Annotated in this window: 22 protein-coding genes and 1 other RNA gene; 12 read left to right on the top strand and 11 right to left on the bottom strand. The window is 70.2% G+C overall.

The window, feature by feature from the left end:
* Positions 1 to 159: 159 nt before the first annotated feature.
* Complete coding sequence (locus OHT51_RS25845; protein ID WP_328881297.1) at positions 160 to 909, bottom strand: response regulator transcription factor; 750 nt, start codon at positions 907 to 909, stop codon at positions 160 to 162.
* A 565-nt stretch (positions 910 to 1,474) separates the two neighbouring features.
* On the opposite strand from OHT51_RS25845, the gene OHT51_RS25840 reads away from it, so the two are divergent.
* Positions 1,475 to 2,185 (top strand): ScbR family autoregulator-binding transcription factor, encoded by a 711-nt coding sequence (locus tag OHT51_RS25840; RefSeq protein ID WP_328881296.1) that lies wholly within the window; start codon positions 1,475 to 1,477, stop codon positions 2,183 to 2,185.
* A gap of 409 nt (positions 2,186 to 2,594) precedes the next feature.
* Here OHT51_RS25840 and OHT51_RS25835 read toward each other — a convergent pair whose 3' ends face one another.
* A complete protein-coding gene (locus OHT51_RS25835) occupies positions 2,595 to 3,689 on the bottom strand; it encodes a ScbA/BarX family gamma-butyrolactone biosynthesis protein (protein ID WP_328881295.1) in 1,095 nt (364 codons plus the stop codon).
* Positions 3,690 to 3,808: 119 nt separating this feature from the next.
* Here OHT51_RS25835 and OHT51_RS25830 point away from each other — a divergent pair, with 119 nt between their 5' ends.
* Entirely contained in the window at positions 3,809 to 4,624 is an 816-nt protein-coding gene (locus OHT51_RS25830) for a ScbR family autoregulator-binding transcription factor (RefSeq protein ID WP_328881294.1), read from the top strand.
* Between the two features lie 40 nt (positions 4,625 to 4,664).
* Here the strand turns inward: OHT51_RS25830 and OHT51_RS25825 are convergent, their stop codons facing one another.
* Together OHT51_RS25825 and OHT51_RS25820 are read right to left on the bottom strand one after the other, a co-directional pair.
* A complete protein-coding gene (locus OHT51_RS25825; protein WP_328881293.1) occupies positions 4,665 to 5,339 on the bottom strand; it encodes a response regulator transcription factor in 675 nt (224 codons plus the stop codon).
* A 64-nt stretch (positions 5,340 to 5,403) separates the two neighbouring features.
* The gene (locus OHT51_RS25820; protein ID WP_328881292.1) at positions 5,404 to 6,096 is read right to left on the bottom strand and encodes an antibiotic biosynthesis monooxygenase family protein; all 693 of its coding nucleotides are present in this window, start codon (positions 6,094 to 6,096) and stop codon (positions 5,404 to 5,406) included.
* Positions 6,097 to 6,382: 286 nt separating this feature from the next.
* Here OHT51_RS25820 and OHT51_RS25815 point away from each other — a divergent pair, with 286 nt between their 5' ends.
* From OHT51_RS25815 to OHT51_RS25805, 3 genes are read left to right on the top strand one after another with little or no spacing between them, the layout of a single operon-like run.
* Positions 6,383 to 6,826, top strand: a complete 444-nt coding sequence (locus OHT51_RS25815) for a nuclear transport factor 2 family protein (RefSeq protein WP_328881291.1) — start codon at positions 6,383 to 6,385, stop codon at positions 6,824 to 6,826.
* The gene (locus OHT51_RS25810) at positions 6,823 to 8,133 is read left to right on the top strand and encodes a cation:proton antiporter (RefSeq protein WP_328881290.1); all 1,311 of its coding nucleotides are present in this window, start codon (positions 6,823 to 6,825) and stop codon (positions 8,131 to 8,133) included. The genes OHT51_RS25815 and OHT51_RS25810 overlap by 4 nt, the downstream gene beginning before the upstream one ends.
* A 13-nt stretch (positions 8,134 to 8,146) precedes the next feature.
* Entirely contained in the window at positions 8,147 to 8,698 is a 552-nt protein-coding gene (locus tag OHT51_RS25805) for a flavin reductase family protein (RefSeq protein ID WP_328881289.1), read from the top strand.
* 53 nt (positions 8,699 to 8,751) lie between these two features.
* On the opposite strand, the gene OHT51_RS25800 is transcribed toward OHT51_RS25805, so the two are convergent.
* On the bottom strand, positions 8,752 to 9,171 hold the full coding sequence (locus OHT51_RS25800; RefSeq protein WP_383239539.1) for a winged helix-turn-helix transcriptional regulator: 420 nt from the start codon (positions 9,169 to 9,171) through the stop codon (positions 8,752 to 8,754).
* 161 nt (positions 9,172 to 9,332) lie between these two features.
* Here OHT51_RS25800 and OHT51_RS25795 point away from each other — a divergent pair, with 161 nt between their 5' ends.
* The 5 genes from OHT51_RS25795 (at position 9,333) to OHT51_RS25775 (ending at position 16,450) form a co-directional block, all read left to right on the top strand.
* Positions 9,333 to 10,820: an MFS transporter gene (locus OHT51_RS25795; RefSeq protein ID WP_328881288.1), complete on the top strand. Its 1,488-nt coding sequence runs from the start codon at positions 9,333 to 9,335 to the stop codon at positions 10,818 to 10,820.
* A gap of 33 nt (positions 10,821 to 10,853) precedes the next feature.
* Positions 10,854 to 11,249 carry a pyridoxamine 5'-phosphate oxidase family protein gene (locus tag OHT51_RS25790; RefSeq protein WP_328881287.1) on the top strand — a complete coding sequence of 132 codons (396 nt, stop codon included), beginning with the start codon at positions 10,854 to 10,856 and terminating at the stop codon, positions 11,247 to 11,249.
* Between the two features lie 176 nt (positions 11,250 to 11,425).
* On the top strand, positions 11,426 to 12,898 hold the full coding sequence (locus OHT51_RS25785) for an FAD-dependent monooxygenase (RefSeq protein WP_328881286.1): 1,473 nt from the start codon (positions 11,426 to 11,428) through the stop codon (positions 12,896 to 12,898).
* A 159-nt stretch (positions 12,899 to 13,057) separates the two neighbouring features.
* A complete protein-coding gene (locus tag OHT51_RS25780; RefSeq protein WP_443052731.1) occupies positions 13,058 to 14,761 on the top strand; it encodes an NAD(P)/FAD-dependent oxidoreductase in 1,704 nt (567 codons plus the stop codon).
* Between the two features lie 171 nt (positions 14,762 to 14,932).
* Positions 14,933 to 16,450: an FAD-binding oxidoreductase gene (locus tag OHT51_RS25775; RefSeq protein ID WP_328881284.1), complete on the top strand. Its 1,518-nt coding sequence runs from the start codon at positions 14,933 to 14,935 to the stop codon at positions 16,448 to 16,450.
* 82 nt (positions 16,451 to 16,532) lie between these two features.
* Here OHT51_RS25775 and OHT51_RS25770 read toward each other — a convergent pair whose 3' ends face one another.
* Positions 16,533 to 17,114, bottom strand: a complete 582-nt coding sequence (locus tag OHT51_RS25770) for a TIGR03086 family metal-binding protein (RefSeq protein WP_328881283.1) — start codon at positions 17,112 to 17,114, stop codon at positions 16,533 to 16,535.
* 64 nt (positions 17,115 to 17,178) lie between these two features.
* Between OHT51_RS25770 and OHT51_RS25765 the strand changes: the two genes are divergently transcribed.
* Together OHT51_RS25765 and OHT51_RS25760 are read left to right on the top strand one after the other, a co-directional pair.
* Positions 17,179 to 18,144, top strand: coding sequence for a helix-turn-helix transcriptional regulator (locus tag OHT51_RS25765; protein ID WP_328881282.1), 966 nt, complete (start codon positions 17,179 to 17,181; stop codon positions 18,142 to 18,144).
* 102 nt (positions 18,145 to 18,246) lie between these two features.
* The gene (locus OHT51_RS25760; protein ID WP_328881281.1) at positions 18,247 to 19,092 is read left to right on the top strand and encodes an SDR family oxidoreductase; all 846 of its coding nucleotides are present in this window, start codon (positions 18,247 to 18,249) and stop codon (positions 19,090 to 19,092) included.
* Positions 19,093 to 19,240: 148 nt separating this feature from the next.
* On the opposite strand, the gene OHT51_RS25755 is transcribed toward OHT51_RS25760, so the two are convergent.
* The 5 genes from OHT51_RS25755 to OHT51_RS25735 form a co-directional block, all read right to left on the bottom strand.
* On the bottom strand, positions 19,241 to 20,224 hold the full coding sequence (locus OHT51_RS25755) for an extracellular catalytic domain type 1 short-chain-length polyhydroxyalkanoate depolymerase (RefSeq protein WP_328881280.1): 984 nt from the start codon (positions 20,222 to 20,224) through the stop codon (positions 19,241 to 19,243).
* Positions 20,225 to 20,386: 162 nt separating this feature from the next.
* On the bottom strand, positions 20,387 to 21,397 hold the full coding sequence (locus tag OHT51_RS25750) for a DUF4232 domain-containing protein (protein ID WP_328881279.1): 1,011 nt from the start codon (positions 21,395 to 21,397) through the stop codon (positions 20,387 to 20,389).
* A gap of 178 nt (positions 21,398 to 21,575) precedes the next feature.
* Positions 21,576 to 21,963: a transfer-messenger RNA gene (gene ssrA, locus OHT51_RS25745) on the bottom strand.
* A gap of 127 nt (positions 21,964 to 22,090) precedes the next feature.
* Positions 22,091 to 22,639, bottom strand: a complete 549-nt coding sequence (smpB, locus tag OHT51_RS25740; protein WP_328884435.1) for an SsrA-binding protein SmpB — start codon at positions 22,637 to 22,639, stop codon at positions 22,091 to 22,093.
* Between the two features lie 59 nt (positions 22,640 to 22,698).
* Positions 22,699 to 23,865, bottom strand: a complete 1,167-nt coding sequence (locus OHT51_RS25735) for a S41 family peptidase (RefSeq protein ID WP_328881278.1) — start codon at positions 23,863 to 23,865, stop codon at positions 22,699 to 22,701.
* Between the last annotated feature and the right edge of the window lie 12 nt (positions 23,866 to 23,877).

Here is a 23,877-nt window from a genome sequence, read left to right as displayed (position 1 = left end):
GTCAGGGAATTGTCAGAAGCCCCGTCGAACCGCTGAGGGCGGCAGAACCGTCGACCTGCACAGGAAAAGGCCAGGGCATGCGAAAGGGCGGGCTCCCCGTCCGGAGCCCGCCCTTTTCGAAGTCGGCGGCGATGTGGTGACATCGCGCCGGGTGCGAGATCAGCCACTACCGAAGCGGAACCCCACTCCGCGTACGGTGACGATCCAGTCGCTGCCCCCCAACTTGCCTCGTAGGCTGCTGACATGGGTGTCCACGGTGCGACGGGACCAGGACCCACCCCAGACCTGCTGCATGATGCGCTTGCGCGAGATCACCGTCTCCGGGTGGGAGGCGAGCAGATAGAGCAGATCGAACTCCTTGCGGGTGACCTCCACGACCTGGCCGTGCAGGCTCACCTCGCGCGAGGCGGCGTCGATGCGCAACGGCCCGCGTGAGACGACCTGCTCGATCTGCACCTGCGGACGCGAGCGACGCATGACGGCATCCATCCGGGCCATCAGTTCCCGGAAGCCGTAGGGCTTGACGAGGTAGTCGTCCGCGCCGGCCTGGAGACCGAGGACACGGTCCAGTTCCGTCCCCCACCCCGTGACGGCTATCAGTGGGACGTCGCTCAGGGAACGGATGGAGCGGCACACCTCCAGACCGTCCAGGTCGGGTAGTTCGAGATCCAGCAGAACGATGTCCGACACCTGGTAGGCCTGCAGAGCCGCGTTGCCCGTGCCGACCCCCTCTACCTGGTGGCCGTGCCGCCGCAGTCCGGCGGCGAGGGCCTCCATGTCGCCGGTGTTGTTCTCGACCACCAGGACCCGCCAGTTGGTCGACGGCTTCCGGATCTGCGAGGTAATGGGCTTTCGAAACTCCAGAGTGCTGCTCGTTGCGCGTTGGCTCACTGCTCTCCCCCTGAACATGTAGTTCCCGCTCGAGCGCCTTGGCTTGTCGAGCCTAAAAACCTACCTCTCGGTTTGTCAAAAAAAAACTCGGTAAACTCACCGTCTGTGACAACTGATGCCACTTTTGCCGGAGTTGGCAGGACATGAAGGATCAATTCCGCCGCGAGACGTAACCGGGCTCGTAATTCTGGATCTTGGAAGTGGTCAAAATTCGCCCCCAGGTCATCGGAAAGCAATCACTGACGGCGGCTGCGGTTTGTTCTGGGTCTCAACCACCGGGCCCACTCGCCCGTAGATCAACGTGGATCGAGTGCCTGGGGCAGCCTCGCCCGATGCATTGCGCATCCCCTGAGGGCAGTGGTAGACCGTCCGGGATGTTCTCGGCTGGCTGATTCCCTGCTTCCACTTCTCCCTCGCCCTGGTCATGAGGTGGGAAAGTGTGATCTTCTGGGCAGTACTGACAGTGTGTCGATAGAAACAAGAGCCGCAGCCGGACCGACGCTCCCGTCAGTCGGACATCCGCACCCCACAAACAAACCTTCAAGTCCGTTTCCTGGACTGCGGGATGAAAGGATTCAGGCAGGTGGGACTACAACAGGAGAGGGCGATCCGCACCCGCCGGCTCATGCTGAAGTCGGCGGCAGACGTCTTCGACCGCGAGGACTACGCCTCGGCCAGGCTCTCCGACATCAGCGCGCGGGCCAACATGAGCACGGGCGCGCTGCACTTCCACTTCGCGAACAAGGAGGACCTGGCCCAGGCGGTCGTGAACGAGGCGCGCGGCATCCTGTGGCGCGCCGCGCGCCTCGCGTACGAGAAGAACTCCGAGCCGCTGCAGGCCCTCACCGACATCTCGCACACCCTGAGCCAGTTGCTGTCCTGGGACGTGGTGTCGCGGGCCGGGCTGCGTTTGGACAACGACCGGTCCCGCAAGGGGCGGGAGCAGTTCATCCACGCGTGGCACGCCTGCGTGCAGCGGCTGCTGGACCGCGCGCGCCAGGAGGGCGGGGTCGCCGCGCAGGTCCAGCTGCCGGCCCTGACCTGTGCGATCGTCGCCGCGACGACCGGCATAGGAGTACTGATAAAGGGGGGCGAGGGCGACCGGACCCGGCTGGCCTTCACGGGGTTCTGGCAGGGCTTCCTGCCGGGGCTCGCCGCACCGAGCCTGCTCGGCGCACTGAACCCCGGCGGCACACCGGACGTCGTCGACCACGCGCTCGCCGTGTCGCGTTACCTGCCCTACGCCCCGGAGGAAGAGATCGACGCGGAGGCAGCGACCACGGGGGTGAGGTGATGCGGACCCGGTACCGGGTCCGGGACCGGCCGTGGGAGCGGTCGTGAAATCGGCCGCTGGAGCGGTCGTTGGACCGGCCGTGGGGGCGGCCGTGACATCGACCGTCGGAGCGGCAGTGGGGCTGGCCGCCGGCGCGGCAGCGGGACCGGCCGTCGGAGCGGTCGCGGGACCAGCCGCGGGCCGGTGCCGAATTGGGGTGCCCGCGTCATCGCGTCCCGGCGGTGCCGTCAGCGGCGGGCCCTCGGACCCCGGCGACCGTGCGGGAGTTGCCGGCGGCAGGGCGCGGGTCGGCCACGGCCGTGCGCCCCCGCGCCGCACGCCGTGGCGACCCTGTGTTCGCCGTCCGGGACGGACAAGATGACCGGCGAAGCCGCCGGAACCCCCTGCGCCGCCGCCAGGACGTGGCGGCTCAGCCGCCGTCCCTCGGCGCGCCGTCGCCCAGGGTCAGCGTGAAGACGGGCTCATCCTGCTGGAGGCCCTGTACCTGCATCACGGTGCCCTGTTCCGCGGACCGGTGCGGGCCGGCCAGGATCCAGCAGGGCTCGGTCAGTTCGCAGTACTTGTGGAAGGCGATCCGCATCGAGGCGGGGTGGAAGTCGTGCCCGGGCGTCAGCACGTTGGCGGCCTGGCGGGCGGCTTCGAGGAGCACCATGCCGGGGACGTGGTCGTTCGGCCGGGCGAAGAGTGTGGGGTGCGTGGTGTCCAGGCGGAGCCGCCAGCCGGGCCGGTGCCAGGAGGGGGCGAGGACGACGTCCTTGCGGTCGCCGCGGCCGGTCTCGCGGGGCGCGACGGCGGGCAGCAGCGGCAGGGGCCGGCCGGCGACGGACATCCGCTCGCCGCGCAGCCGGTGGTAGACGCGCGCCGAGGTGCAGCCCAGGATGCCCATGCTCGTGGCGAGGAGCCGGCCGAGGCGCTGGAAGCGCAGGTCGACCCGCATGCCGACGAGGCGCCCGGCGCGTAGCTGGACGTCGGTGCACTCGACGACGACGTCGATCGCGCCCGAGGCGCCCGCCACGGTGAACTCCGTTGTCTCGACGCGGTATCCGAGCTCCCGCATGACGAACTGGTCGCCGATCGGGACTCCGAACTCGGCGTGGGCCAGCATCATCGTCGCCTGCCGGGTGGTCTCGGCGACGAGCAGCGGATCCTGATACCCGCCGGGCAGCGGGGCGAAGAAGCGGTGTGCGGCGGGCCAGTTCACCGAGACCAGGAAGCTGTGCTCGGTCAGGCGCAGCCAGTCGACGGGGAAACGGTCCTCGGGGGCCGGGCGGTGGCACAGCTCGGCGGTGGCCCTGCCGTCGGGAATCAGAACCGGGGAGTCGGTCCGGTATGCGGGCCGTGAGGCGGACTCTTCCGAGTGGATCGGTGCGGCCGGTCCGGCAAGCGGACCGCTGTGCCGGGCCGTGCTGTCCCCATGGGTGGGGTCGGGTCGCTCCTGCGCCGGGTCCAGACCCGTACGAGACTCAACAAACCGGTCTACTACGGATATCGCGCCATCAGGCATGGATTGCCCCCTGAGTCGATACATGTGGGGATCGTTCCCCTCTCGACAAAAGACTGGCAGTCCGGTTCTCTTTGCGGGGGAACCTGACCAAGCTCTGACATAGAAACAGGCACGGACGCATGGCACGTCAAGCAAGAGCCATCCAGACCCGGAAGTCGATCCTGCTGGCGGCCGCAGAGGTGTTCGACGAGCGGGGCTACAGCACCGCCACCATCACGGAGATCATCGCGCGGGCCGGTGTCACCAAGGGGGCGCTGTACTTCCACTTCACCTCCAAGGAGGACCTGGCCCTCGGGGTGATAGCGGCGCAGCTGGAGCTCGGCCCGTTGCCTCCGCAGCGCACGAAGCTGCAGGAACTCGCCGACCAGGGCCTGTTGTTCGCACATCAGCTGCAGCACGACCCGCTGACCCGGGCCAGCGTCGGACTCGCCATGGACCAGTGGAGCGAGAGTGCCGAGAGCGCCGAGAGCGCTAATCCCTTTCACGGCAGACCGTTCCAGTCCTGGGCGGACCGGCTCACCGGACTGCTCGTCGAGGCGCGCGGACGCGGCGAGTTGCTGCCGCACGTGGACCCCGCGGAGACGGCGGAGCTGCTGTCCGGGTCCTTCACCGGTATCCAGTGGACGTCCCAAGTGCTGTGTCAGCGCAAGGACTTGACGCGCCGGGTGATCTCCATGTTCCGCCACCTCCTGCCGGCCGTCGCGATGCCGCAGATCCTTCCGACGCTGGAACTGACCCCTGACCGAGCCGTGTCGCTGCTCGCGTCGCGCGATGCGGCGCTGGAGGGGGAGGACGCACCGGCCGACGAGGAGTACGACGCCGCGGCCGAGGACGGCCCCGCGTCGGAGGCCGGCACGGCCTGGGAGCCCGACACCGCCCCCACCCCGGTACGGGAAGGGAGCGCTGCTCCGGAGGGGGAGGACAGCGCTGCCTGATCGGCGGTCCGCAACCGCCCCCGGAGACCGGCATCGCGCATCACCGAAGCGGGGCGGAGGGCGACGTTTCCTCCAAGCGGTAGCCGACGCCCCGGACTGTGGTGATCCACCCCTCGCCCAGCTTGGCGCGCAGGGCGCTGACGTGGGTGTCCACCGTGCGGGTGGAGATGGCCCACTCGTCCGCCCAGACCCCGGCGATCAGGTCCCGGCGTGAGATCACCGTCTCCGGTGCCGAGGCCAGCAGCAGAAGGATGTCGAACTCCTTGCGGGTCAGCTCCAACGGCTGCTCGCCGAGCCACGCCTCACGCGTCCCGGGGTCCAGCCGCAGGGCCCCGCAGGACACGCCGGCCGGGCCCCCGCCGCTGGCGACGCGCCGGGTCACCGCGTTCATCCGGGCGATCAGCTCCCGGAACCCGTACGGCTTCACCAGACAGTCGTCCGCACCCGACCGCAGGCTGAGCACCCGGTCCATTTCGGTGTCCCGGCTGGTGAAGGCGATCAGCGGGGTGGTGCCCCTGGCCCGGATCTCGGCGCACACCTGCAGACCGTCGAGGTCGGGCAACTCCAGGTCGAGCAGGACGACTTCGGCCTGTTCCCAGGCCTGGAGGGCCGCCCGTCCGGTGCGGGCCCGCCGGACCTGATGGCCGTTGCGCACCAGGCGGCAGACCAGGGGCTCGGCGGTCCCGTCATCCGGATCGATCACAAGTACGCGCATGTGCACTCCACTCCGGGCCGCGTCAGGGCGGTGCCGGGCACCTCCCGGTCGGCGGCCCGGACCGTCACTCGCCCGCCGACCGGGTGTGCACCACGCGGTAGGTGTTGGAGTCCCGCCAGATGGCCAGCGCGTCCAGCTTGGCGTCGATCCTCTGCCGCTCCGCCGACCGCTGCGCCGCGGGCTGCTCGCGGAAGGCGTCGTAGGCCTCCTTGCTGTCCCACTGCGCGTAGACGACGACCCACTTGCCCTCGATGCCACGGCCGCGCAGACCGCGCAGCACCGTGTGGCTGCGGTATCCCGGGACCTTCTGCAGCCAGTCCTGGGCCGCGCCGAGGGTGTCGACCAGGTCGTCCTGGTGCTTCTCGGCGACGCCGTACAGGTCGATGACCGTGTAGTCCTCGCGCTCCGGCCCGATCTCGGTGTCCCCGGCGCCCGGCTTCGACTGGGTGAACACCGCCTCGTTCTGGAGGAGCCGTATCGCGGTGGTGATCTCACCGAAGAGCGGCAGGGTGCGGTGCTTGAACTCCTCGCCGGCGTAGCGCGCCTCCAGGTCCTCGGTGGAGCGCCACTGGATGAAGTTGGCGGTGCCGAACTTGGTCTGCCCGCTGTGCACGGTGCTGGAGATCCAGCCGTCGTAGGCGGCGGCGTCGACGATCTCGCGCATCGCGGCGAGCAGGCTGTCCTGCTTCTCGGCGGAGTCGGTGGAGAACAGGTTGAGGACGGTCAGGTTCTTACCATCGGCTGCGATCTTCGGCATTCTCTTCTCTTCCGGTAGATCGGGTGATGAAAGGTTGACGAAAGAAGCAGAACTCGAATTTCCGGCTCAGCGGATCAGTTCAGCGAATCAGCTCAACAGATCAGCTCAACGGATCAGTGCTTCCCGACCAGCATGACAAGTCCTCAACTCCTGCTGAAGGGCGCCGTGTTCAGGACTACGCGCGGATTGTCAGGTCTTTTCCGTCAGCGTCAGATCTTCCGCAGCTACGTCAGGTCTTCGACAAGTGCCCTTGGGCGCCCATTGGCCACCACGCGATGCTCGGGTAATGAATTCCGTCACGTCAGCAGCCGAAATCAGCACCTTGCTGGACCGATATCTATTGGGCCTCGACGAGGACAAACTCGACGACGCGTGGGCGCGCACGCTGTTCAGCGACGACGCCCGTGTCGAGTTCCCGATGGCCCGGCACGAGGGCATCGAGGGGCTCGCCGCCTGGCACCGGCAGGCACTCGACGCGTTCGCGCGCACCCAGCATCTCAACTCCCCGGCGGTGGTGGACCTCACCGGCGAGAAGCGGGCGGTGCTGCGCGCCAACCTGGTCTCCACCCACGTACACCATCCGGACGCGCCCGGCGATCCGCTGTTCGTCTCCGGCACCCTGGTCCACGGCGAGGCCCGGCACACCGAGCAGGGCTGGCGGCTGACGGAGCTGTCGTTCCAGCTGGTCTGGTCGACGGGCAGCCCGCCGCGGCCCGGGGGCTCCCGATGACCGCGCTGGCGGCGGGGGGCGGGGAGCAGCAGATGGCCACCATGCTGCTCGGCATCGGCGTGATCCTGCTGGTCGGCGCCGCCCTCGGTGCGCTCGCCCGGAAGCTGGGCCAGCCCAAGGTGATCGGCGAGATCACCGCCGGCATCGTGCTCGGCCCGAGTCTGCTCGGCCTGTTCCCGGGCGATCTGACGGAGCGCCTGTTCCCGGGCGATGTACGGCCGTTGCTTTCTGCTGTCTCCCAGGTCGGCCTCGTCCTGTTCATGTTCGTGGTCGGCTGGGAGTTCGAGAAGCGGCTGATACGGCCGCACGCGCGTCTGGCGGCGGGCGTCTCGCTGTCGTCGATCGTGCTGGCCTTCGGGCTGGGCGTCGCCGCGGCGGTCGTGCTGTATCCGCACCACGACACGGTGGCCGGCAAGCACATCTCCTTCATCGCGTTCGCCACCTTCATGGGTACCGCGATGTCCGTGACGGCGTTCCCGGTGCTGGCACGGATCCTCACCGAGAACAAGCTGATGGACACCCGGGTCGGCGCCCTGTCACTGGCCAGCGCCGCGATCGACGACGTCCTCGCCTGGTGTCTGCTGGCGTATGTGTCGGCGCTGGTCAGCTCGGACGGCGACTACGCGGGCCTGGCCCGGATCGGGGCGCTCAGCGTCGTCTATGTCGCGCTGATGTTCCTGGTGGTACGGCCGCTGGTGGCCCGGCTGGTGTGGCGTTGGGCGGCGACGGAGCGCTGGAGCGCGCTGCTCGCGGTGCTGTGCGCGGGCGTGTTCGCCTCGTCGTGGCTGACCTCGTGGATCGGCATCCACCAGATCTTCGGCGCGTTCCTGTTCGGCTTCGTCATGCCGCGCGAGCCCCGGAGGGTGCTCGCGGCGAACCTGCGCCGGCCGCTGGACGACGTCAGCGTCGTGCTGCTGCCGGTGTTCTTCATCGTCACCGGACTCGGCGTCGATCTCGGCTCCCTGACCGCGACCGACTACCTGTCGCTGGCCCTGGTCATCGGTGTGGCCTGCGCGGGCAAGCTGGTCGGCGCGATCGTGCCGGCCCGGCTGTCCGGCCTGTCCTGGCGTGAGTCCAAGGACCTGGGCGTGCTGATGAACACCCGTGGCCTCACCGAACTCATCATCCTCAACGCCGCCGTGAGCCTCGGAGTGCTCGACGGACGGATGTTCACCATGCTGGTGATCATGGCCCTCGTGACGACGGCGATGGCGGCCCCGCTGCTGTCCCGGCGCGAGCACCTCACGGCCGGCGTGACCGAAAAGGCTCGTACACCCGTCGCGGACGCGACCGCGCCGCGCACCTGACGAGGGGGCTCACGTGATACCCGTCCAACCGTTGTCCCAGCACGGCCGGCAGTTGTCGCAACCGCCGGTCGACGGCCGCGCGTTGCGCACGGTGTGCGGCAACTTCGCCACCGGCGTCACCGTCATCACCACCGGAGGTCCCGAGGACGGCGCCGCCACCACGGTGAACTCCTTCACGTCCGTCTCACTGGAGCCGCCGCTGGTGCTGTTCTGCCTGCACCGGCAGTCGCGGCTGCGTCCGGCCCTCCAGCGGTCCGGAGGCTTCGTGGTCAACTTTCTGACACGCAGTCAGGCAGGGCTGGCGTGGAAGTTCGCGGGCCGTGAGTCGGCACGCCTGGCGGAGGTCCCGCACCACCGCTCCACGAGCGGACTGCCGGTCCTCACCGAGGCGCTGGCCTTCCTGGAGTGCCGACTAGCCGACGAGTACGACGGCGGTGACCACGCCATCCTGCTCGGCGAGGTCACCGCCCTGGGCACGTCGACGGAGGAGACCGACCCGCTGGTCTTCTACAAGGGCGCGATGCGCGTCCTCGACACCGATGCCCCCGCGCCGGCCCGGGGTTAGCGGCGTTCGGGGTCAGCAGCCGTCCCGGGGTCGGCAGCCGGTCCCGGCGCAGGTCAGCGCGGTACAGCGGCCGGTTCGTCCGCCGCGTCGAACTCCCGCCTGGCCCGCTCCACCTTCTGGAGGTTCTCCCCGGACCACTCGGCGAGGTGGGCGAAGATCGGCGCCAGGCTGCGGCCCAGCTCGCTGATCTCGTACTCCACCCGGGGCGGCACCTCGGGGTAGTACGTCCGCACGACCAGGCCGTCGCGCTCCATCTGGCGCAGCCGCTGGGTGAGGACCTTCGGCGTGATGGTGCGGATGTTGCGCTGGAGCTCGACGAAACGCTGCCGGCCGAACTCGTGCAGCGTCCACAGGATCGGTGTCGTCCAGCGGCTGAAGACGATGTCGACCACCGGGGAGACCGGGCACGCCAGCTCCGAGTCGACCTGTCCGCCACGCGTGGTGGTGCTGCCCATGGCGCCAGTGCTGCCCATTCGGACCCTCCCAGGAAGTCACTTTCCTCTAGGTACCTACTTTACCCAGGATGCTAGCTTCCCGGAAGACGGTGAGCGGGCCCCCGCTCCCGGCCTCGCGCCATGTCATTCCCGCACTTCCCGTCCCTACGGAACTCTCCGTCACATCTCCTAGGAGCGACATGTCGACCCAAGAGTCGCTGCGTCCCCACTCCACCGACGAATCGGCCCCGCCGCACCGCCCGGGACTCATCCTGGCGTTCCTCTGCCTGGCCGGCTTCATGACCTTCCTCGATGTGTCCATCGTCAACGTGGCCCTGCCGACCATCGAGGACGAACTGCACATCTCCCAGACGTCGTTGCAGTACATCGTCACCACGTACGGCATGCTGCTCGGCGGCTTCCTGCTGCTGACCGGCCGGCTGGCGGACGCCTTCGGCCGTCGCCGGATGCTGCAGACCGGCCTGATCCTCTTCGCCCTGTCCTCGCTGCTCGCCGGGTTCGGGCAGAGCGCGGCCATGCTGATCGTGGCGCGCGGCGCCCAGGGCCTCGGCGCCGCGTTCATCGCGACCGCCGCGCTGTCCCTGCTCGCCAACAACTTCGCGGAGGGCGCCGAGCGCAACAAGGCGCTCGGTGCGTGGGGCGCGCTCAGCGGTATCGCCGCCGTCGCCGGTGTCACCCTGGGCGGTCTGCTCACCGACGGTCCGGGCTGGCGCTGGATCTTCTTCATCAACGTGCCGATCGGCCTGGTCTGCGCCCTGATCGCCCCGAGGATCGTCGGCGAGAGCCGCGCCGCGGAACGCCGCAGCTCCTTCGACGTCGCCGGTGCCGTGACGCTGACCGCCGGTCTCGTGCTGCTCATCTTCAGCCTCGGCCAGACCATCGACGACTCGGACGTCCCGTTGGCCCGCGTCTACGGCGGCTTCGCCCTCTCCGCGGTCCTGCTGATCACGTTCCTGCTGATCGAGCGCCGCGCCGAGGCACCGCTGATCCCGCTCGGCGTCTTCAAGCGCAAGTCGCTGCGGGCCTCCAACATCGTCGCCGTCCTGCTGCTCGGCACCTGCGTCACGCTGTTCTTCTTCGCCAGCCTGTTCATGCAGCAGGTCCTCAACTGGTCGGCCCTGAAGACCGGTCTGGCCTACGTCCCGCTCGCCGTGATCGTCGCGGTCGGCGCCGGTATCGCCTCCCAGCTGGTGACCAAGGTCGCCGCCAAGCCGGTGCTGATGGCCGGCCTGACGCTGACCAGCGTCGGCATGTTCCTGCTGTGGCGGGCCCCGTCCGACGCCTCCTACGTCGTGGACCTGCTGCCCGCGTTCCTGATCTCCGGTCTCGGTCTCGGCCTGTCCTTCGTGCCGGTGCAGGTCGCCGCGTTCACCGGCACCCAGGAGGACGAGTCCGGTCTGTCCGCGGGGCTCATCAACACCGCGCAGGAGGTCGGCGGTGCCCTCGGCCTCGCCGTGGCCGCCACCTACGCCTTCCGCCAGGTCGAGCAGCTGACCGAGTGGGCGGACGGGGTGCCCGCGCGGGTGACCCAGGCGCGCACCGAGGTCTTCCACGACGCGTTCCTCGCGGGCGCCTGCTTCGCCGTGGCCGGCCTGCTCCTCACGCTGCTCCTGCTGCCCTTCACCAGGGCGTCGGACCAGCCGGCCGCCGCTCCCGCCGAAGCCTGAGATCGGAACCCCGCCATAGATCGGAAAGCCACCATGCCGACGTCACCACGGTTGTCCTCCGCGGCCGAGGACTTCCTCGCCGAGAACCATCTGTGCACCTTCACCACGCTGCGCCCCGACGGCTCGCCCCATGTGACGCCCGTGCGGTTCACCTGGGACGGCGAGGCGGGCCTGGCGCGGGTCATGACCGCGGTGACACGGCGCAAGGCCAGGAACCTTCTGGCCACGCCCGCCGGCCGGGCCTCCCTCTGCCAGACGGTGGGGCCCCGCTGGATCACCCTGGAGGGCACCGCCACCGTCCACGACGACCCGTTACGGGTCCAGGAGGGCATCCGGCGGTACGCCAAGCGGTACTGGACGCCGCCGCCGGAGCCGCCGGGCCTGGTCGTGATCGAGATCCAGGTCGACCGGGTGCTGGGCCTGCTCTGAGCCGGGTCCGAGCCGGCCGAGGGCGTCGGAACTTCCTTCCGGCGCCCTCGCGCATTTCCACCTCCTGACGCAACTGCAGAATCTCTGACGAAACTTGTCAGAGACCTGTACTTGCGGCCATTCAGCTTCCCCAACTCCCCCGGAATACTGGAGAAAAATCCACTGGGAGAGGAAACATGGATAATTTTCATGCCGACGTGATTGTTGCCGGGGCCGGCCCGTCCGGACTCATGCTCGCCGGTGAACTCCGCTTGGCCGGACGGTCGGTGGTCGTACTCGACCGCCTGGCGGAGCCGATGCAGCAGTCCCGGGCGCTCGGTTTTTCCGCCCGCACCATCGAGGAGTTCGGTCAGCGCGGACTTCTCGAGAAATTCGGTCAACTCGAGACGATACCCTTCGGGCATTTCGGTGGACTGCCCATCGACTATCGCATCGTCGAGGGCGGCAATTTCGGCGTCCGTGGTGTTCCGCAGTCGCGGACCGAGGCCATTCTGCTGGAGTGGGCGACCGGCCTCGGCGCCGAGATCCGTCGCGGGCACGAGGTCGTCGGCATGACCCAGGACGAGCAGGGTGTCGTCGTCGAGGTCGGCACCGCCGACGGTGTCGAGACGCTGCGCGCGGCCTACCTGGTCGGCTGTGACGGTGCCCGCTCCACCGTGCGCAAGCTGGCCGGCATCGACTTCCCCGGCACCAGCGCCACCATCGAGATGCTGATGGCCGACGTCGCCACCAACGAGCTGCGCATTCGCCCGACCGGCGAGGTGGGCGAGTCCGGCATGGTGGTGGTGCTCCCCCTCGGCCCCCAGGCCACCCGCGTCGTCGTCTTCGAGCGCGGCGCCGGCGTCCGCCCGACCCAGGAGGCGCCCACCTTCCCCGAGGTCGCCGCCGCCTTCCAGCGCGTCACCGGCGAGGACATCACCGGCCACAAGCCGCTGTGGACCAGCTACTTCACCGATGGCAGCCGGCAGGCCGCCGAGTACCGCCAGGGCCGGGTCTTCCTCGCGGGCGACGCCGCGCACATCCATCTGCCCATCGGCGCCCAGGGCATCAGCGCCGGCGTCGGCGACGTGGTGAACCTCGGCTGGAAGCTGGCGGCCGAGCTCAACGGGCACGCCCCCGAGGGTCTGCTGGACACCTACCACACCGAGCGCCACCCGGTCGGCGCCCGCATCGTCGCCAACACCCTCGTGCAGCGCTCCCTGTACCTCGGCGGCCCCGAGATGGAGCCGCTGCGCCGGCTCTTCGGCGAGCTGGTCGGCATCGAGGCGGTCCGCCGCCATCTGGTCGGCCTGGTCACCGGCCTGGACATCGGCTACGACATGGGCGACGGCGGCCACCCGCTGCTCGGCCGCCGGCTGCCCGACCAGGAGCTGCTGGTCGGCGACGAGAAGAGCGGTACGTACGAACTGCTCACCCGCGGCCGTCCGCTGCTGCTGAACCTGCGCGGCGGGGACGCCCTCACCGAGGCCGCCGCCGGCTGGGCCGACCGCGTCGACGTGGTCGCCGCCTCCCGCCCCGACCCCGCCGCCCCGGCCGCCGACCTGCTGGTCCGCCCCGACGGCTACATCGCCTGGGTCGGCATCGACGGCTCCACCGACGGCCTCGCGACCGCTCTGGAGCGCTGGTTCGGCGCCTCGCGCTCCGCTTGAGGTGCCGCGACGGGTCGTTCGTTGTGTGCGGCTCCGTCGTGGCTGGTCGCGCCCACGCGGCGGAGCCGCATGTCGATACAGGCCCGCGCCCCTGAGGGCGCTGCCCCGAACGTACGTCAGAAGAGGAGTCCCGAGTTGACCGGCAAGGCCGAGACACAGATGCCCACCAGGGCCGACACACAGAAGCCGGCGTCGAAAGCCGGCGAGTGGACCGAGTGCGACGTGATCATCCTGGGCGCCGGGATCGGCGGCTCGATCACCGGCGCCATCCTGGCCCGGCAGGGCGCGAAGGTGGTGCTCGTCGACGCCGGGCAGCACCCGCGGTTCGCGGTCGGTGAGTCGCAGAACCCGCAGCTCGTGGAGTGGCTGCACATCCTCGCCGTGCGCTACGACGTCCCCGAGATCAAGCACCTGCTCGACATCAAGGCGGTCACCAAGTACATCGGCGCCCACCACGGCAGGAAGCAGAGCTTCGGATTCGTACGGCACGTCCCGGACCGGGAGCCGGACCCGCGCGAGGCGACGATGTTCGTCATCCCGAAGATGCTGACCGAGGCGTCGCACATGTTCCGCCAGGACACCGACACCTACTACTTCAACGTCGCCGCCAAGTACGGCTGCACCCTGCGGCAGAACTGGCGCGCCACCGACCTGGACTTCGACGACGACGGCGTCACCGTCACCGGCCAGAGCGGCGAGGTCTTCCGCGCGAAGTACCTCATCGACGCCAGCGGCTTCCGCTCCCCGCTCGCCCAGAAGTTCGACCTGCGCGAGAAGCCCTCGCGGATCAAGCACCACGCCCGCTCGATGTTCACGCACTACGTCGGCATCAAGCCGTACGACGACGTGTGCAACTACCCCGACGCGCTGCGCCCGCCGGCCGAGTCCCCCTTCCACGGCGGCACCCTGCACCACCTGATCGAACGCGGCTGGTTCTGGATCATCCCGTTCGACAACCACAAGGACTCGCGCAACCCGATGTGCAGCGTCGGCCTGACCTTCGACGAGCGGCTCTACCCGCAGCCCAAGGACAAGACGCCGGAGGAGGAGTTCAACCACTACCTCGACATGTACCCGGCCGTGAAGCGCCAGTTCGACGGCGCGCGGCGGGTGCGGGAGTGGATCTCGACGCCGGACCGGATCCAGTACTCGTCGAAGCAGACGGTCGGCGACCGCTGGTGCCTGATGTCGCACGCGGCCGGCTTCGTGGACCCGCTGTACTCGCGCGGTCTGTCCAACACCTTCGAGGTGGTGGACGCCCTGTGCTACCGCGTCCTGGAAGCGCTGCGCGACGACGACTTCTCGGCCAAGCGCTTCGAGTACGTCGAGCGTCTGGAGCAGGGGCTGCTCACGTACAACGACATGATCGTCAACAGCTCCTACATCGCGTTCTCCCACTTCCGGCTCTGGAACGCGGTGTTCCGGGTCTGGGCCTGCTTCACCACGCCCGCCACCATGCGGCAGATCCAGGCCCGCCAGGAGTTCACCCTGGACGGCGACGACCGGCACTTCCGCGAGATGGAGAACTCGCCCTACCCGGGCCTGTGGTGGCCGGACAGCCACGCCTTCAAGCATCTGCTCGACGTCACCAACGAGACCTGCCTCAGCTACGAGGCGGGCGAGATCGACGGTGACAAGGCGGCCGACATCGTCTTCCAGGCCATCAACGACTGCGAGTCGGTCAACACGCCCTTCGGCTGGAAGGACGGCGAGGACCACCGCTTCTTCCGGGCCACCACCCCCACGATGATCAAGTTCATGTGGTGGGCGAGCACCAACGGCCCCAAGGAGATGCGCGACCTCGGCCGCTCGATGCTCAAGGGCGTCGCCAAGTCCGCCGTACGCGGCAAGAAGGTCTCCTGACCTCCTGGCTCCCGACCTCCGGACCGCCGCCGCACCCCCCGAGACCGGCCCGCACAGGGCGTGGTGCCACCCCCACGCGCAGCCCTGTGCGGGCCCCCGGGCCCGGCCCCTGGCCCCGGCGCCCTCACCGAACCTCCGTCCACCACACCCGCATCGACACTGGGACACCGTGTGATCAGTCGTAGAACCCTGCTCGGCGCCGGCTCGGCCGCAGCCGGCATCGCCCTCGTGCCCGCCATCCCCGTCGCCGCCGAGGGCTCGGGGACTCCCTGGAGCCAGCTCTCGGCCAGGCTCTCGGGCCGGCTCGTGCTGCCCTCCGACCCCTACTACTCCGTCGCCCGCCAGCTGGAGCTCGGCCAGTTCGACGCCGTCAACCCGCAGGCGGTGGCCTACTGCGCGAGCGCGGCGGACGTCTCGGTCTGCGTGCGCTTCGCCCAGGACCACGGCGTCCGTACGGCGGTCCGCAGCGGCGGCCACAACTACGGCGGCTGGTCCACGACGCCGGGCCTGATCATCGACGTGTCGAGGCTCAACGCCGTGACGGTGAAGAGCCCCACGTCGGTGGAGATCGGCCCAGGCGCGCAGAACGTCAACATCCTCAACGCGCTGGCCCCGCACCACCTGGTGGTCAGCGAGGGCGGCTGCCCGACCGTGTGCGCGGGCGGCTTCCTCCAAAGCGGCGGCTTCGGCTTCCTGACCCGGCCGACGGGCATGGCCGGCGACGCGGTGACCGCCGCCCAGGTGGTGCTCGCCGACGGCCGCGTGGTGACCACCTCGGCGAAGCAGAACCCGGACCTCTTCTGGGCGATCCGCGGCGGCGGGGGCGGCAACTTCGGCATCGTCACCCGGTTCACGGTCACCCCGCACAGCGGCGACCAGATGGCCATCAGCAACCTGATCTTCCCGTACGACCGGATGGCCGACGTCCTCGACGGCGTGGCCCGGTGGCTGGTGGACGCCCCGCACACCATCGGCGGCGGCGCCTACGTCGTGCAGCCCGACGCGGCGCCCGGCTCGGTGCCGCAGGCCAACGTCTTCCTCGCCTCCCGCGGCACGCCGACCGAACTGGCCGGTGAGGCGGCCCGGTTGCTCGCCCTGACCGGCGCTCCCGTGCAGCGCCAGGACGGCGTCATGACGTACCAGCAGCTCATGATGATGATCTTCGGCTGCGCCACCCTCACCGAGGCCCAGTGCCAGCGCTCCGAGAAGACCCCGCAGGGCACGCTGTCCCGGCCGGCGTACGGCCTGGAGCGCACCCGGATGGGCAGCGAGCCGTACCCGGCGAGCGGCTGGGCGGACGTGATGACGGCCTTCGACGCGAACCGCAGGGCGGGGCAGGCGCGTTACCTGGACTTCCACTTCTTCGGGGGCGCCGCGAACGACATCGCGCGCACCGCCACCGCGTATGTGCACCGCGACTCGCTCTTCTCGGTCAACTACCGGGTCCTGATCAACGACCCTGCCCAGGTGACCGACGAGGCCAAGGCGGTGGCGAACGCCTGGGCCGACCACGGCTTCGCGACGATCGACCCGCTGTCGAACGGCGAGACCTACCAGAACTGGATGGACCCGTCGCTGAAGGACTGGAAGGCGTCGTACTACGCGGAGAACTACTCCCGGCTGACCCGGATCAAGTCCAAGTACGACCCGTACCGGTTCTTCCGCTTCCCGCAGTCCATAGGTGCCTGACCGTCGCGTCCACGTCCCGACACCACGAACGGCCGCCGGACAACGGGGTCCGGCGGCCTCGCGGGGGAAGTGCGGTACCGGCTCAGGGCTTGCGGCCGTACCAGCCGACCAGGCGGTCGATGGCGGGGGCGTCCTCGGGGACGTCCACGACGGGGCCGAACGGCACCTGGCCGCCGCGCGGTTCGCGGGGCACGGCGCGCTGCATGGCGGCGAGCGGTGCGGCCAGGACGTCGTCGTCCCAGGCGGGGCTCTGGCCGGTCGCCTTGGCCAGGTCCCAGGTGTGCAGCACGAACTCGTTGGTGTAGATGACCGCGGCGGCGGCGCCGGGGACGGGCCCCCAGGGCAGCCCGATCTCCCGGCCCAGAACCGCCGGGTCCGTCCAGACGGACCGCAGCTCCTTCGTCCCGGCGGCCCAGGCCTCGGCCCAGGCGCCGTCGGCGACGTCCTCGGCGAAGTGCGGAACGCTGAAGAACTGTCCGCCGGCGCCGATCACGGCAACCCGGCGGAGCACGGAGACAAGGTGATTGGACAGTTGGCGCACCGAGTAGTCCGGACACGGCGTGGTGCGGTCGTAGTCCTCGGGCCGCACCGAGGCGAGCACGTCACCGGTCAGGTCGACGGCCTTCAGCAGTCCGTTGCGGGGGTCGTTCATCGAGTTCGTCATGGCGCCGAGTCTTCCGGCCAAACAGGCCACCCTCCGGCCACTTTCCAGGAAAGGCTGATCACTGATGCGAGCTGACCGATTGGTGGCGGCTCTGCTCTTCCTCCAGGCGCGCGGCCGGGTGACCGCCGCGGAACTCGCCGCCGAGCTGGAGATCTCCGAACGCACCGCGCGGCGCGACCTGGAGGCCCTGATCGCCTCCGGCGTCCCCGTGTACGCGCAGCGCGGCCGGGGCGGCGGATGGCGGCTGGTCGGCGGAGCGCGCACGGATCTGACCGGGCTCACCTCTCCGGAGGTCCAGGCACTGTTCCTGGCCGCGGGCTCCTCGGCGGCCTCCCCCGAACTGCGCTCCGCGCTGCGGAAGTTGCTGCGCGCGGTGCCGGAACCGCTGCGGCCGCACGCCGAGGCGGCGTCCCGGGCGCGGATCGTCGACGACCAGGACTGGTCGCGCACCGCCGTGATGGCGAGCGGCCCGCACCATACGGCCCTGGAGCGCGCGGTGCTGGACGGCGTACGGGTCCGCCTCGGCTACGCCCGCCCCGGCGGCGTCCCGCACGAGCGCACCGTCGACCCGCTCGGGCTGGTCCTCAAGGCGGGCCACTGGTACCTGGTGGCCGGCACGCCGGACGGGCTGCGCTCCTTCCGGCTGGGCCGGGTGACCTCGGCGGATCCGACCGACGAGCCGGTCCGCCGTCCCGCCGACTTCGATCTGACGGCAGCCTGGCGGACGTTGGTCACCCAGCTGGAGGACCGCCTCCTCGCCGCGACCGTGACGGCGCGGGCCGATCAGGACGCCCTGCCCGTGCTCCAGCGGCTGCTCGGCGGGCGGCTGAGCATCGGCCGGTTACTGGAGGACGGCCGGCGGGAGATCGAGGCCGCCGGGCCGTCGGTGGAGGTGCTGGCCGCGCAGCTGGCGGGTCTGGGGGCCCGGGTCGAGGTGGTGGGCCCGCCCCAGGCACGCGAACACCTGGCCCGCCTCGGCCGCGACCTGACGGCGCGCTACGGGGCGCTCCAGGAGGCGCCGGCCACATAGTCACTTTCCTCTAGGTACCTACTATACGGAGGATGCTAACGTCGCAGACATCGCGTGAATCCGCCCCAACTTCACCCCCTTCACACACGTTTGGGAGTTCTCATGTTCGCTATCACCGGAGCCTCCGGAAACGTCGGCCGCCCGCTCGTCGAGACCCTCGCCGCCGCCGGCGAGAAGGTGACGGCCGTGTCCCGCAATCCCCTCTCCTACGACCTTCCGGAGGGAGCGCGGCATGTCCGCGCCGACCTCGCCGATCCCGCCACGCTGGGTCCCGCCCTGGACGGCGCCGAGGCCCTGTTCATCCTGCTCGCCGGTGAGCTGCTCGGCGGCGGCGCGCCCGCCGTAGACGTGCTGGCGACGGCCAAGGAGGCCGGCGTGCGGCGCGTGGTGCTGCTCTCCTCGCAGATCAACGGCACCCGCCCGGACGCCCTCTCGCACGGCCGGTTGCGGGAGTTCGAGGAGGCCGTGCGCTCCTCGGGCCTGGACTGGACGATCCTGCGCCCGGGCGGCTTCGCCTCCAACGCCTACGCCTGGATCGAGAGCGTCCGCACGCAGCGCGCGGTGATCGCCCCGTTCGCCGACGTGGCGCTGCCGGTCGTGGACCCGGCGGACATCTCCGAGGTCGCCGCCGTGGTCCTGCGCGAGGAGGGTCACGCCGGCCGGACGTACGAGCTGACCGGCCCGGCCGCCGTCACCCCGCGCGAGCAGGCGGCGGCGCTGGCCGAGGCGATCGGCGAGCAGGTCGGCTTCGTGGAGCTGACCCGTGAGCAGGCACGGGAGCACATGGCGCAGTTCATGCCCGAGCCGGTGATCGACGGCACGCTCGACATCCTCGGCGAGCCCCTCCCCGCCGAGCAGCGGGTCAGCCCCGACACCGAGAAGATCCTCGGCCGCCCGGCCGGCTCCTTCGCGGGCTGGGCGCAGCGCAACGTCCACGCCTTCAAGTGACGCCGTCGCCCGGCGCCGCGAAGTAGCGCACCCCGCGGCCCCCTCAGCACCGCCCCGGACCCGGAATCCCCCGTACGGGTCCGGGGCGGGCCATTCGGCCTCCAGCGTCATCCCGGACCACCGCCCGCGCCGGCAGCGCGCCCTCGGCTCACCCCAGTCCCCAGGCCCGTCCCATCCGGTACGCGGCGCACAGGTTCACGTCGAGGACATACGCCCCGGCGGTCCCGCACTGCTCGCTCCCGCTCCCCGGGTCGACGGGCTGCCCGTGCCCCATCCCGGTGACGCTGTACGTCTCCACGACCGCACGCCCGCCCCCGTCCCGGAAGACCTGATGCGGATACCCGGCCACGGTGTCACTCACGTCGGCGGCCTGATCGCTCCCGTGCACATCGGTCCACTGCTTCACCAGGTCGGTCATGTTGACGGGCTTCACGGTGTAGTCGGCCGTGCCCTGGAAGGCGACGAGGGCCGGCCAGGACCCTGCGTACCCCGGCCGGGCGGCCCGCACCCGGTCGCCCCACTGCTTCGGGGTCTGCGTCGCCCCGACGTACATGCACACATACGGTGACGCGGCCGCCTGCGCACACCCGTACGGCAGCCCGGCGACGATCCCGCCCGCCGCGAACTTCTCCGGGTACGCCGCCATCATCACCGCGGTCATCCCGCCCCCGGCGGACAGCCCGGTGGCATACACGCGCGACGCGTCCGCGGAGGTGTCGGCGAGTTGCCGGTCGACCATCTGGGCGACGGACGCGGCCTCGCCCTGGCCGCGCGCGATGTCCCCGCTCTGGAACCAGTTGAAGCAGAACGAGGCGTTGTTGGCGCTCTGCTGCTGCGGCAGCACGACGGAGAAGCCCCAGCGGTCGGCCAGCTGGAGCCATCCGCTGCCGGTGCCGTATCCGGAGGCGTTCTGCGTGCACCCGTGCAGCGCGACGACCACGGGCCGTCCGGCGGGCAGCCCGTCGGGGACGTACCGGAACATGCGCAGCGCCCCGGGGTTGGACCCGAACCCGGTGACCTCCTGCAGGGAGGCGGCCTCGGCTCGGCCCGGCGTGAGGAAGGCGGCGATCAGGGCGACGAGAAGGCTCGCGCAGACGGCGATTCGACGACTTGCGGCTCTGGTCTGTGTCATGCGGAGGGACCGTAGAAGCATGAACGACCCGTCGATATGGACTGGGACACCACAACGGACGCCTCAGCCATGGTGGTTCATCGAGCGAACGACCGCTCCGTACAGAACTGCCAGTACGCCTGCGGGGGATGCGCCTTGGACCCAGGACGGCGAGAACGCCGGTCACCGGTACGTCTCGCCCTTCTTCCACGGCCCCACGCCGAGCTTCCCGGTCGTCCCGAGGTCCAGTTCCGGCATCACCGTCACGGGGTCGGCACCCTGCTTGGCCCGCACCCGGACGTACGGCACGTTGACCGGGTCACCGACGCCTGCCTCGGTGGTGTTCCGCCAGGCCAACGTCGACTGAGCGGCCTCACCCGGCTGCAGGGTCACGCGTTGCGGGCGGCCGGTGCCACCGGTGCCGGTGCTGATCTGATCGGTGCCCTGGAGGATCCGTACGCCGTCGACGATGTCGTGGTCCGCGTCGAGGAGTTCGAGCCGCGGGTAGCCGTTGAGCTCGTAGGTCCGGGTGCCGCAGTTGACGAGATGCAGCCCGACGACGCGCAGCCCCATGGCGGCGTCCCCCCGGTCGGCGTAGACGTGCACCCCGGACGCGGGGCACGCCCCCGAGGCGGACGACACCTCGCCGACGGGAACGCTGCGCACCTTGAGCACTTCCGCGCCCGTCACCTCGGGTGCGTGCCCTGCCGTCTTCGTCATCGCGACGGCCGCCTTGACGGTCCGACCCGGCGCGACCGACGCGACGGTCTGATCGACGTTGTCGACGGCACCTCCGGACGCCGACAGGAAGCTGATGGTCACCGTGTAAGTGGCCGCCTCCGTCCCCCGGTTGGTGACCTCGAACTCGGCGGAGAAGTCGGCGTCACAGCCGCTGTCCTGCCCCCAGGCGTACAGGCCGGTCACCTTGACCCCGTCCTCGCCCGGACCGTCGATCGAGGAGGGCAGGGGCAGCGGCGTCGGCGTACCGGAGGGGGTGACGGCCGGTTCGACGGACGGCGGCGGGCTGCCGTACTGCACGAAGTCCGACGGGCACAGCGGCGCGGCGCTGACCGGGGCCCCGGCGCCGCGAGCCCTCGTCGCGTCGTCGCCCTGGGAGGCACTCTGGGAACCGCACGCGGCCAGCAGCAGAACACCGGCGAGGGCAGCGGGGACGGTGCGCGAGGCGGTAGGCATCCGCCCACCTCACCAGGGGCCGCACCCACGGTCTGTGGCGGAACCCACACCTCCGGTCACAGGGGTGTCACAGATCACTCCAGCCCCGCAGGAAAGTCCCGGCATGACAAAGGCCCCGCTGCCCGGAGGCGGCGGGGCCTTTGCCCACATGGGTTAGGGAGGTTCGGAAACCTCCCGATCGTGGAGATGGCGGGAATCGAACCCGCGTCCAACGGTGCAGAAGCAGGGCTTCTCCGTGTGCAGTTCGCTGCGATTTTCTCGGCCCCGGCGATCACGCGAACAAGTCGCCGACGGGCCCAGTCACTGTTTGGTTTCCCATCGAACCCCGTGACCGGGTTCGATGGTTTAGTCCCCTAGATTATGCCAGGGTCCGGGTCGGGAACACCCCCGGGCTGACACCCGTTAAGGGCCTCCGCTCACTGCTTATTAGGCAGCGAGGGCGAAGGCGCGGGAATCGCTCTTGGAATTGGCGATTATTGGTTGCGACATATGGTTTACGAGATCATTGCCGCTTCCTCGACACGCTTCCCCTGCTTGAACAGCCGCTGTCGAAACCGATCATCCCCATGTTGTTTTTTCAATCCCCTCCGGCAAACCTCCGGCGACCGGAGAGGGGCGCGCACCCTCTGTGAGGTGCAGTGCCATCGTACGTGACCAACGCACGACCATGCCAGCGTATTCCCCGGCAGCCCGCTACTGGGCGCGCTGCCGCCGCTTCGCCGACGCGATCGCCCGGTCCGACTCCCGCCGGTCCTGCTTCTCCCGCAGGGTCTGGCGCTTGTCGTACTCCTTCTTGCCTCGCGCCAGGGCGATCTCCGCCTTCGCGCGGCCGTCCTTGAAGTACAGGGCGAGGGGCACGATCGTGTGACCCGTCTCCTGGGACTTCGCCTCCAGCTTGTCGATCTCCTCGCGGTGCAGCAGCAGCTTGCGCTTGCGGCGCGCGGAGTGGTTGGTCCAGCTGCCCTGGTGATACTCGGGGATGTGGGCGTTGTGCAGCCACGCCTCACCCCCGTCGATCTGGACGAAGCCGTCGGTCAGCGAGGTCCGACCCTCACGCAGCGACTTGACCTCGGTGCCCATGAGGACCAGGCCGGCCTCGAAGGTGTCGATGATCGCGTAGTCGTGCCGGGCCTTCTTGTTCTGGGCGACGATCTTGCGCTTGCCGCCCTTCTCGCCGTCTCGGCCCGCCTTGCCGGCCGCCCCGCCGCCCTGCTTGGGCTGGGACTCCTTGGGTACGTACATTCCCTTGCTCATAGTGCCTTCCATTTTCGCACTACGGAGGGGGTGCGGGGAAAGCCGATTTACGAGTCGCCGAGACCGCTGAGGACCGTCTCGGCCCGCTCCAGGACCTGTTGGTCGGCCTCCAGGTCGGGGGTGATGCCACGGCCGTCGACAGTTCGCCCGGAGGGGGTGCGGTAGTGCCCGACGGTCAGCTCGGCGACGGAGCCGTCGGGGAGGCGGCTCGGCATCTGGACCGAGCCCTTGCCGAAGGTGCGGGTGCCCACGACGACCGCGCGGCCGCGGTCCTGCAGGGCGCCGGTGAGCAGCTCGGCCGCGCTCATCGTGCCTCCGTCGACGACCGCGACGAGGGGCCTGGCGGTGTCGCCGTCGGGTTCGGCGTGCAGGGCGCGCTGGTCGCCGTCGACGTCGTAGGTGGCGACGAGGCCGCCGTCGAGGAAGGCGGAGGCGGCGGTGACGGCCTCGGTGACCAGCCCGCCGGAGTTGCCCCGCAGGTCGAGGACGACACCGGTGGCGGCCGGGGCCTGGCGGACGGCTTCGCGGACCGCGTCGCCGGAGCCCTTGGTGAAGGAGGCGATTTTGATGACGGTGGCGCCGTCGGCGAGTTCCCGCACGGTGACCGAGTCGGTGGACAGCCGGGCCCGGCGCAGCGTGAGGTCCCACGCGCGCGTGCCGCGCTCCATCCCCACCTCCACGGCCGTACCGGCGTCCGCGTCGGTCGCGTCGCCCCGCAGTAACGAGACGACCTCGGTGACCGGACGCCCGTCGACCTTCCTGCCGTCGATGCTGCGCACCAGGTCGCCCGAGCGGATCCCGGCGACGGCCGCGGGCGACCCCGCCCGCACCTTCGTCACCTCGATACGGCCGTCGCGCTCTCGGCGCGCCCACAGCCCGACGCCGGTGTACTCGCCGTCGAGGGCCTCCTCGAACTCCTCGTACTCGCCCTGGGAGTAGACGGCGCTCCAGCGGTCCCCGCTGCGGCTGACCGCGCGCTCGGCGGCCTCCATGGGGGACTTGCCCGCGGCCATGGCCTCGGCGGCCGCCTCGGCGACATCCACGTGCCGGCCCGCCGGAGCGGCCGAACCTGCGGCGTCGGCGGGGGTTTTCCGGTCAGGGCCGGGCAGCGAGCCGGTCGCGGCACCGGCGACGAGCACGCTCGCGAAGACCAATGTCAGGGCGGCCCCGCGGCCGAAGCGGCGGGGCTGACAGAACAGGTCACGACCTGACATGCCGGTGAGTCT

This window comes from Streptomyces sp. NBC_00299 (assembly GCF_036173045.1).
Lineage (GTDB): Bacteria > Actinomycetota > Actinomycetes > Streptomycetales > Streptomycetaceae > Streptomyces > Streptomyces machairae.
Note: the sequence above shows the minus strand (reverse complement) of the source record. Positions and strands in the feature narration are given on the sequence as shown.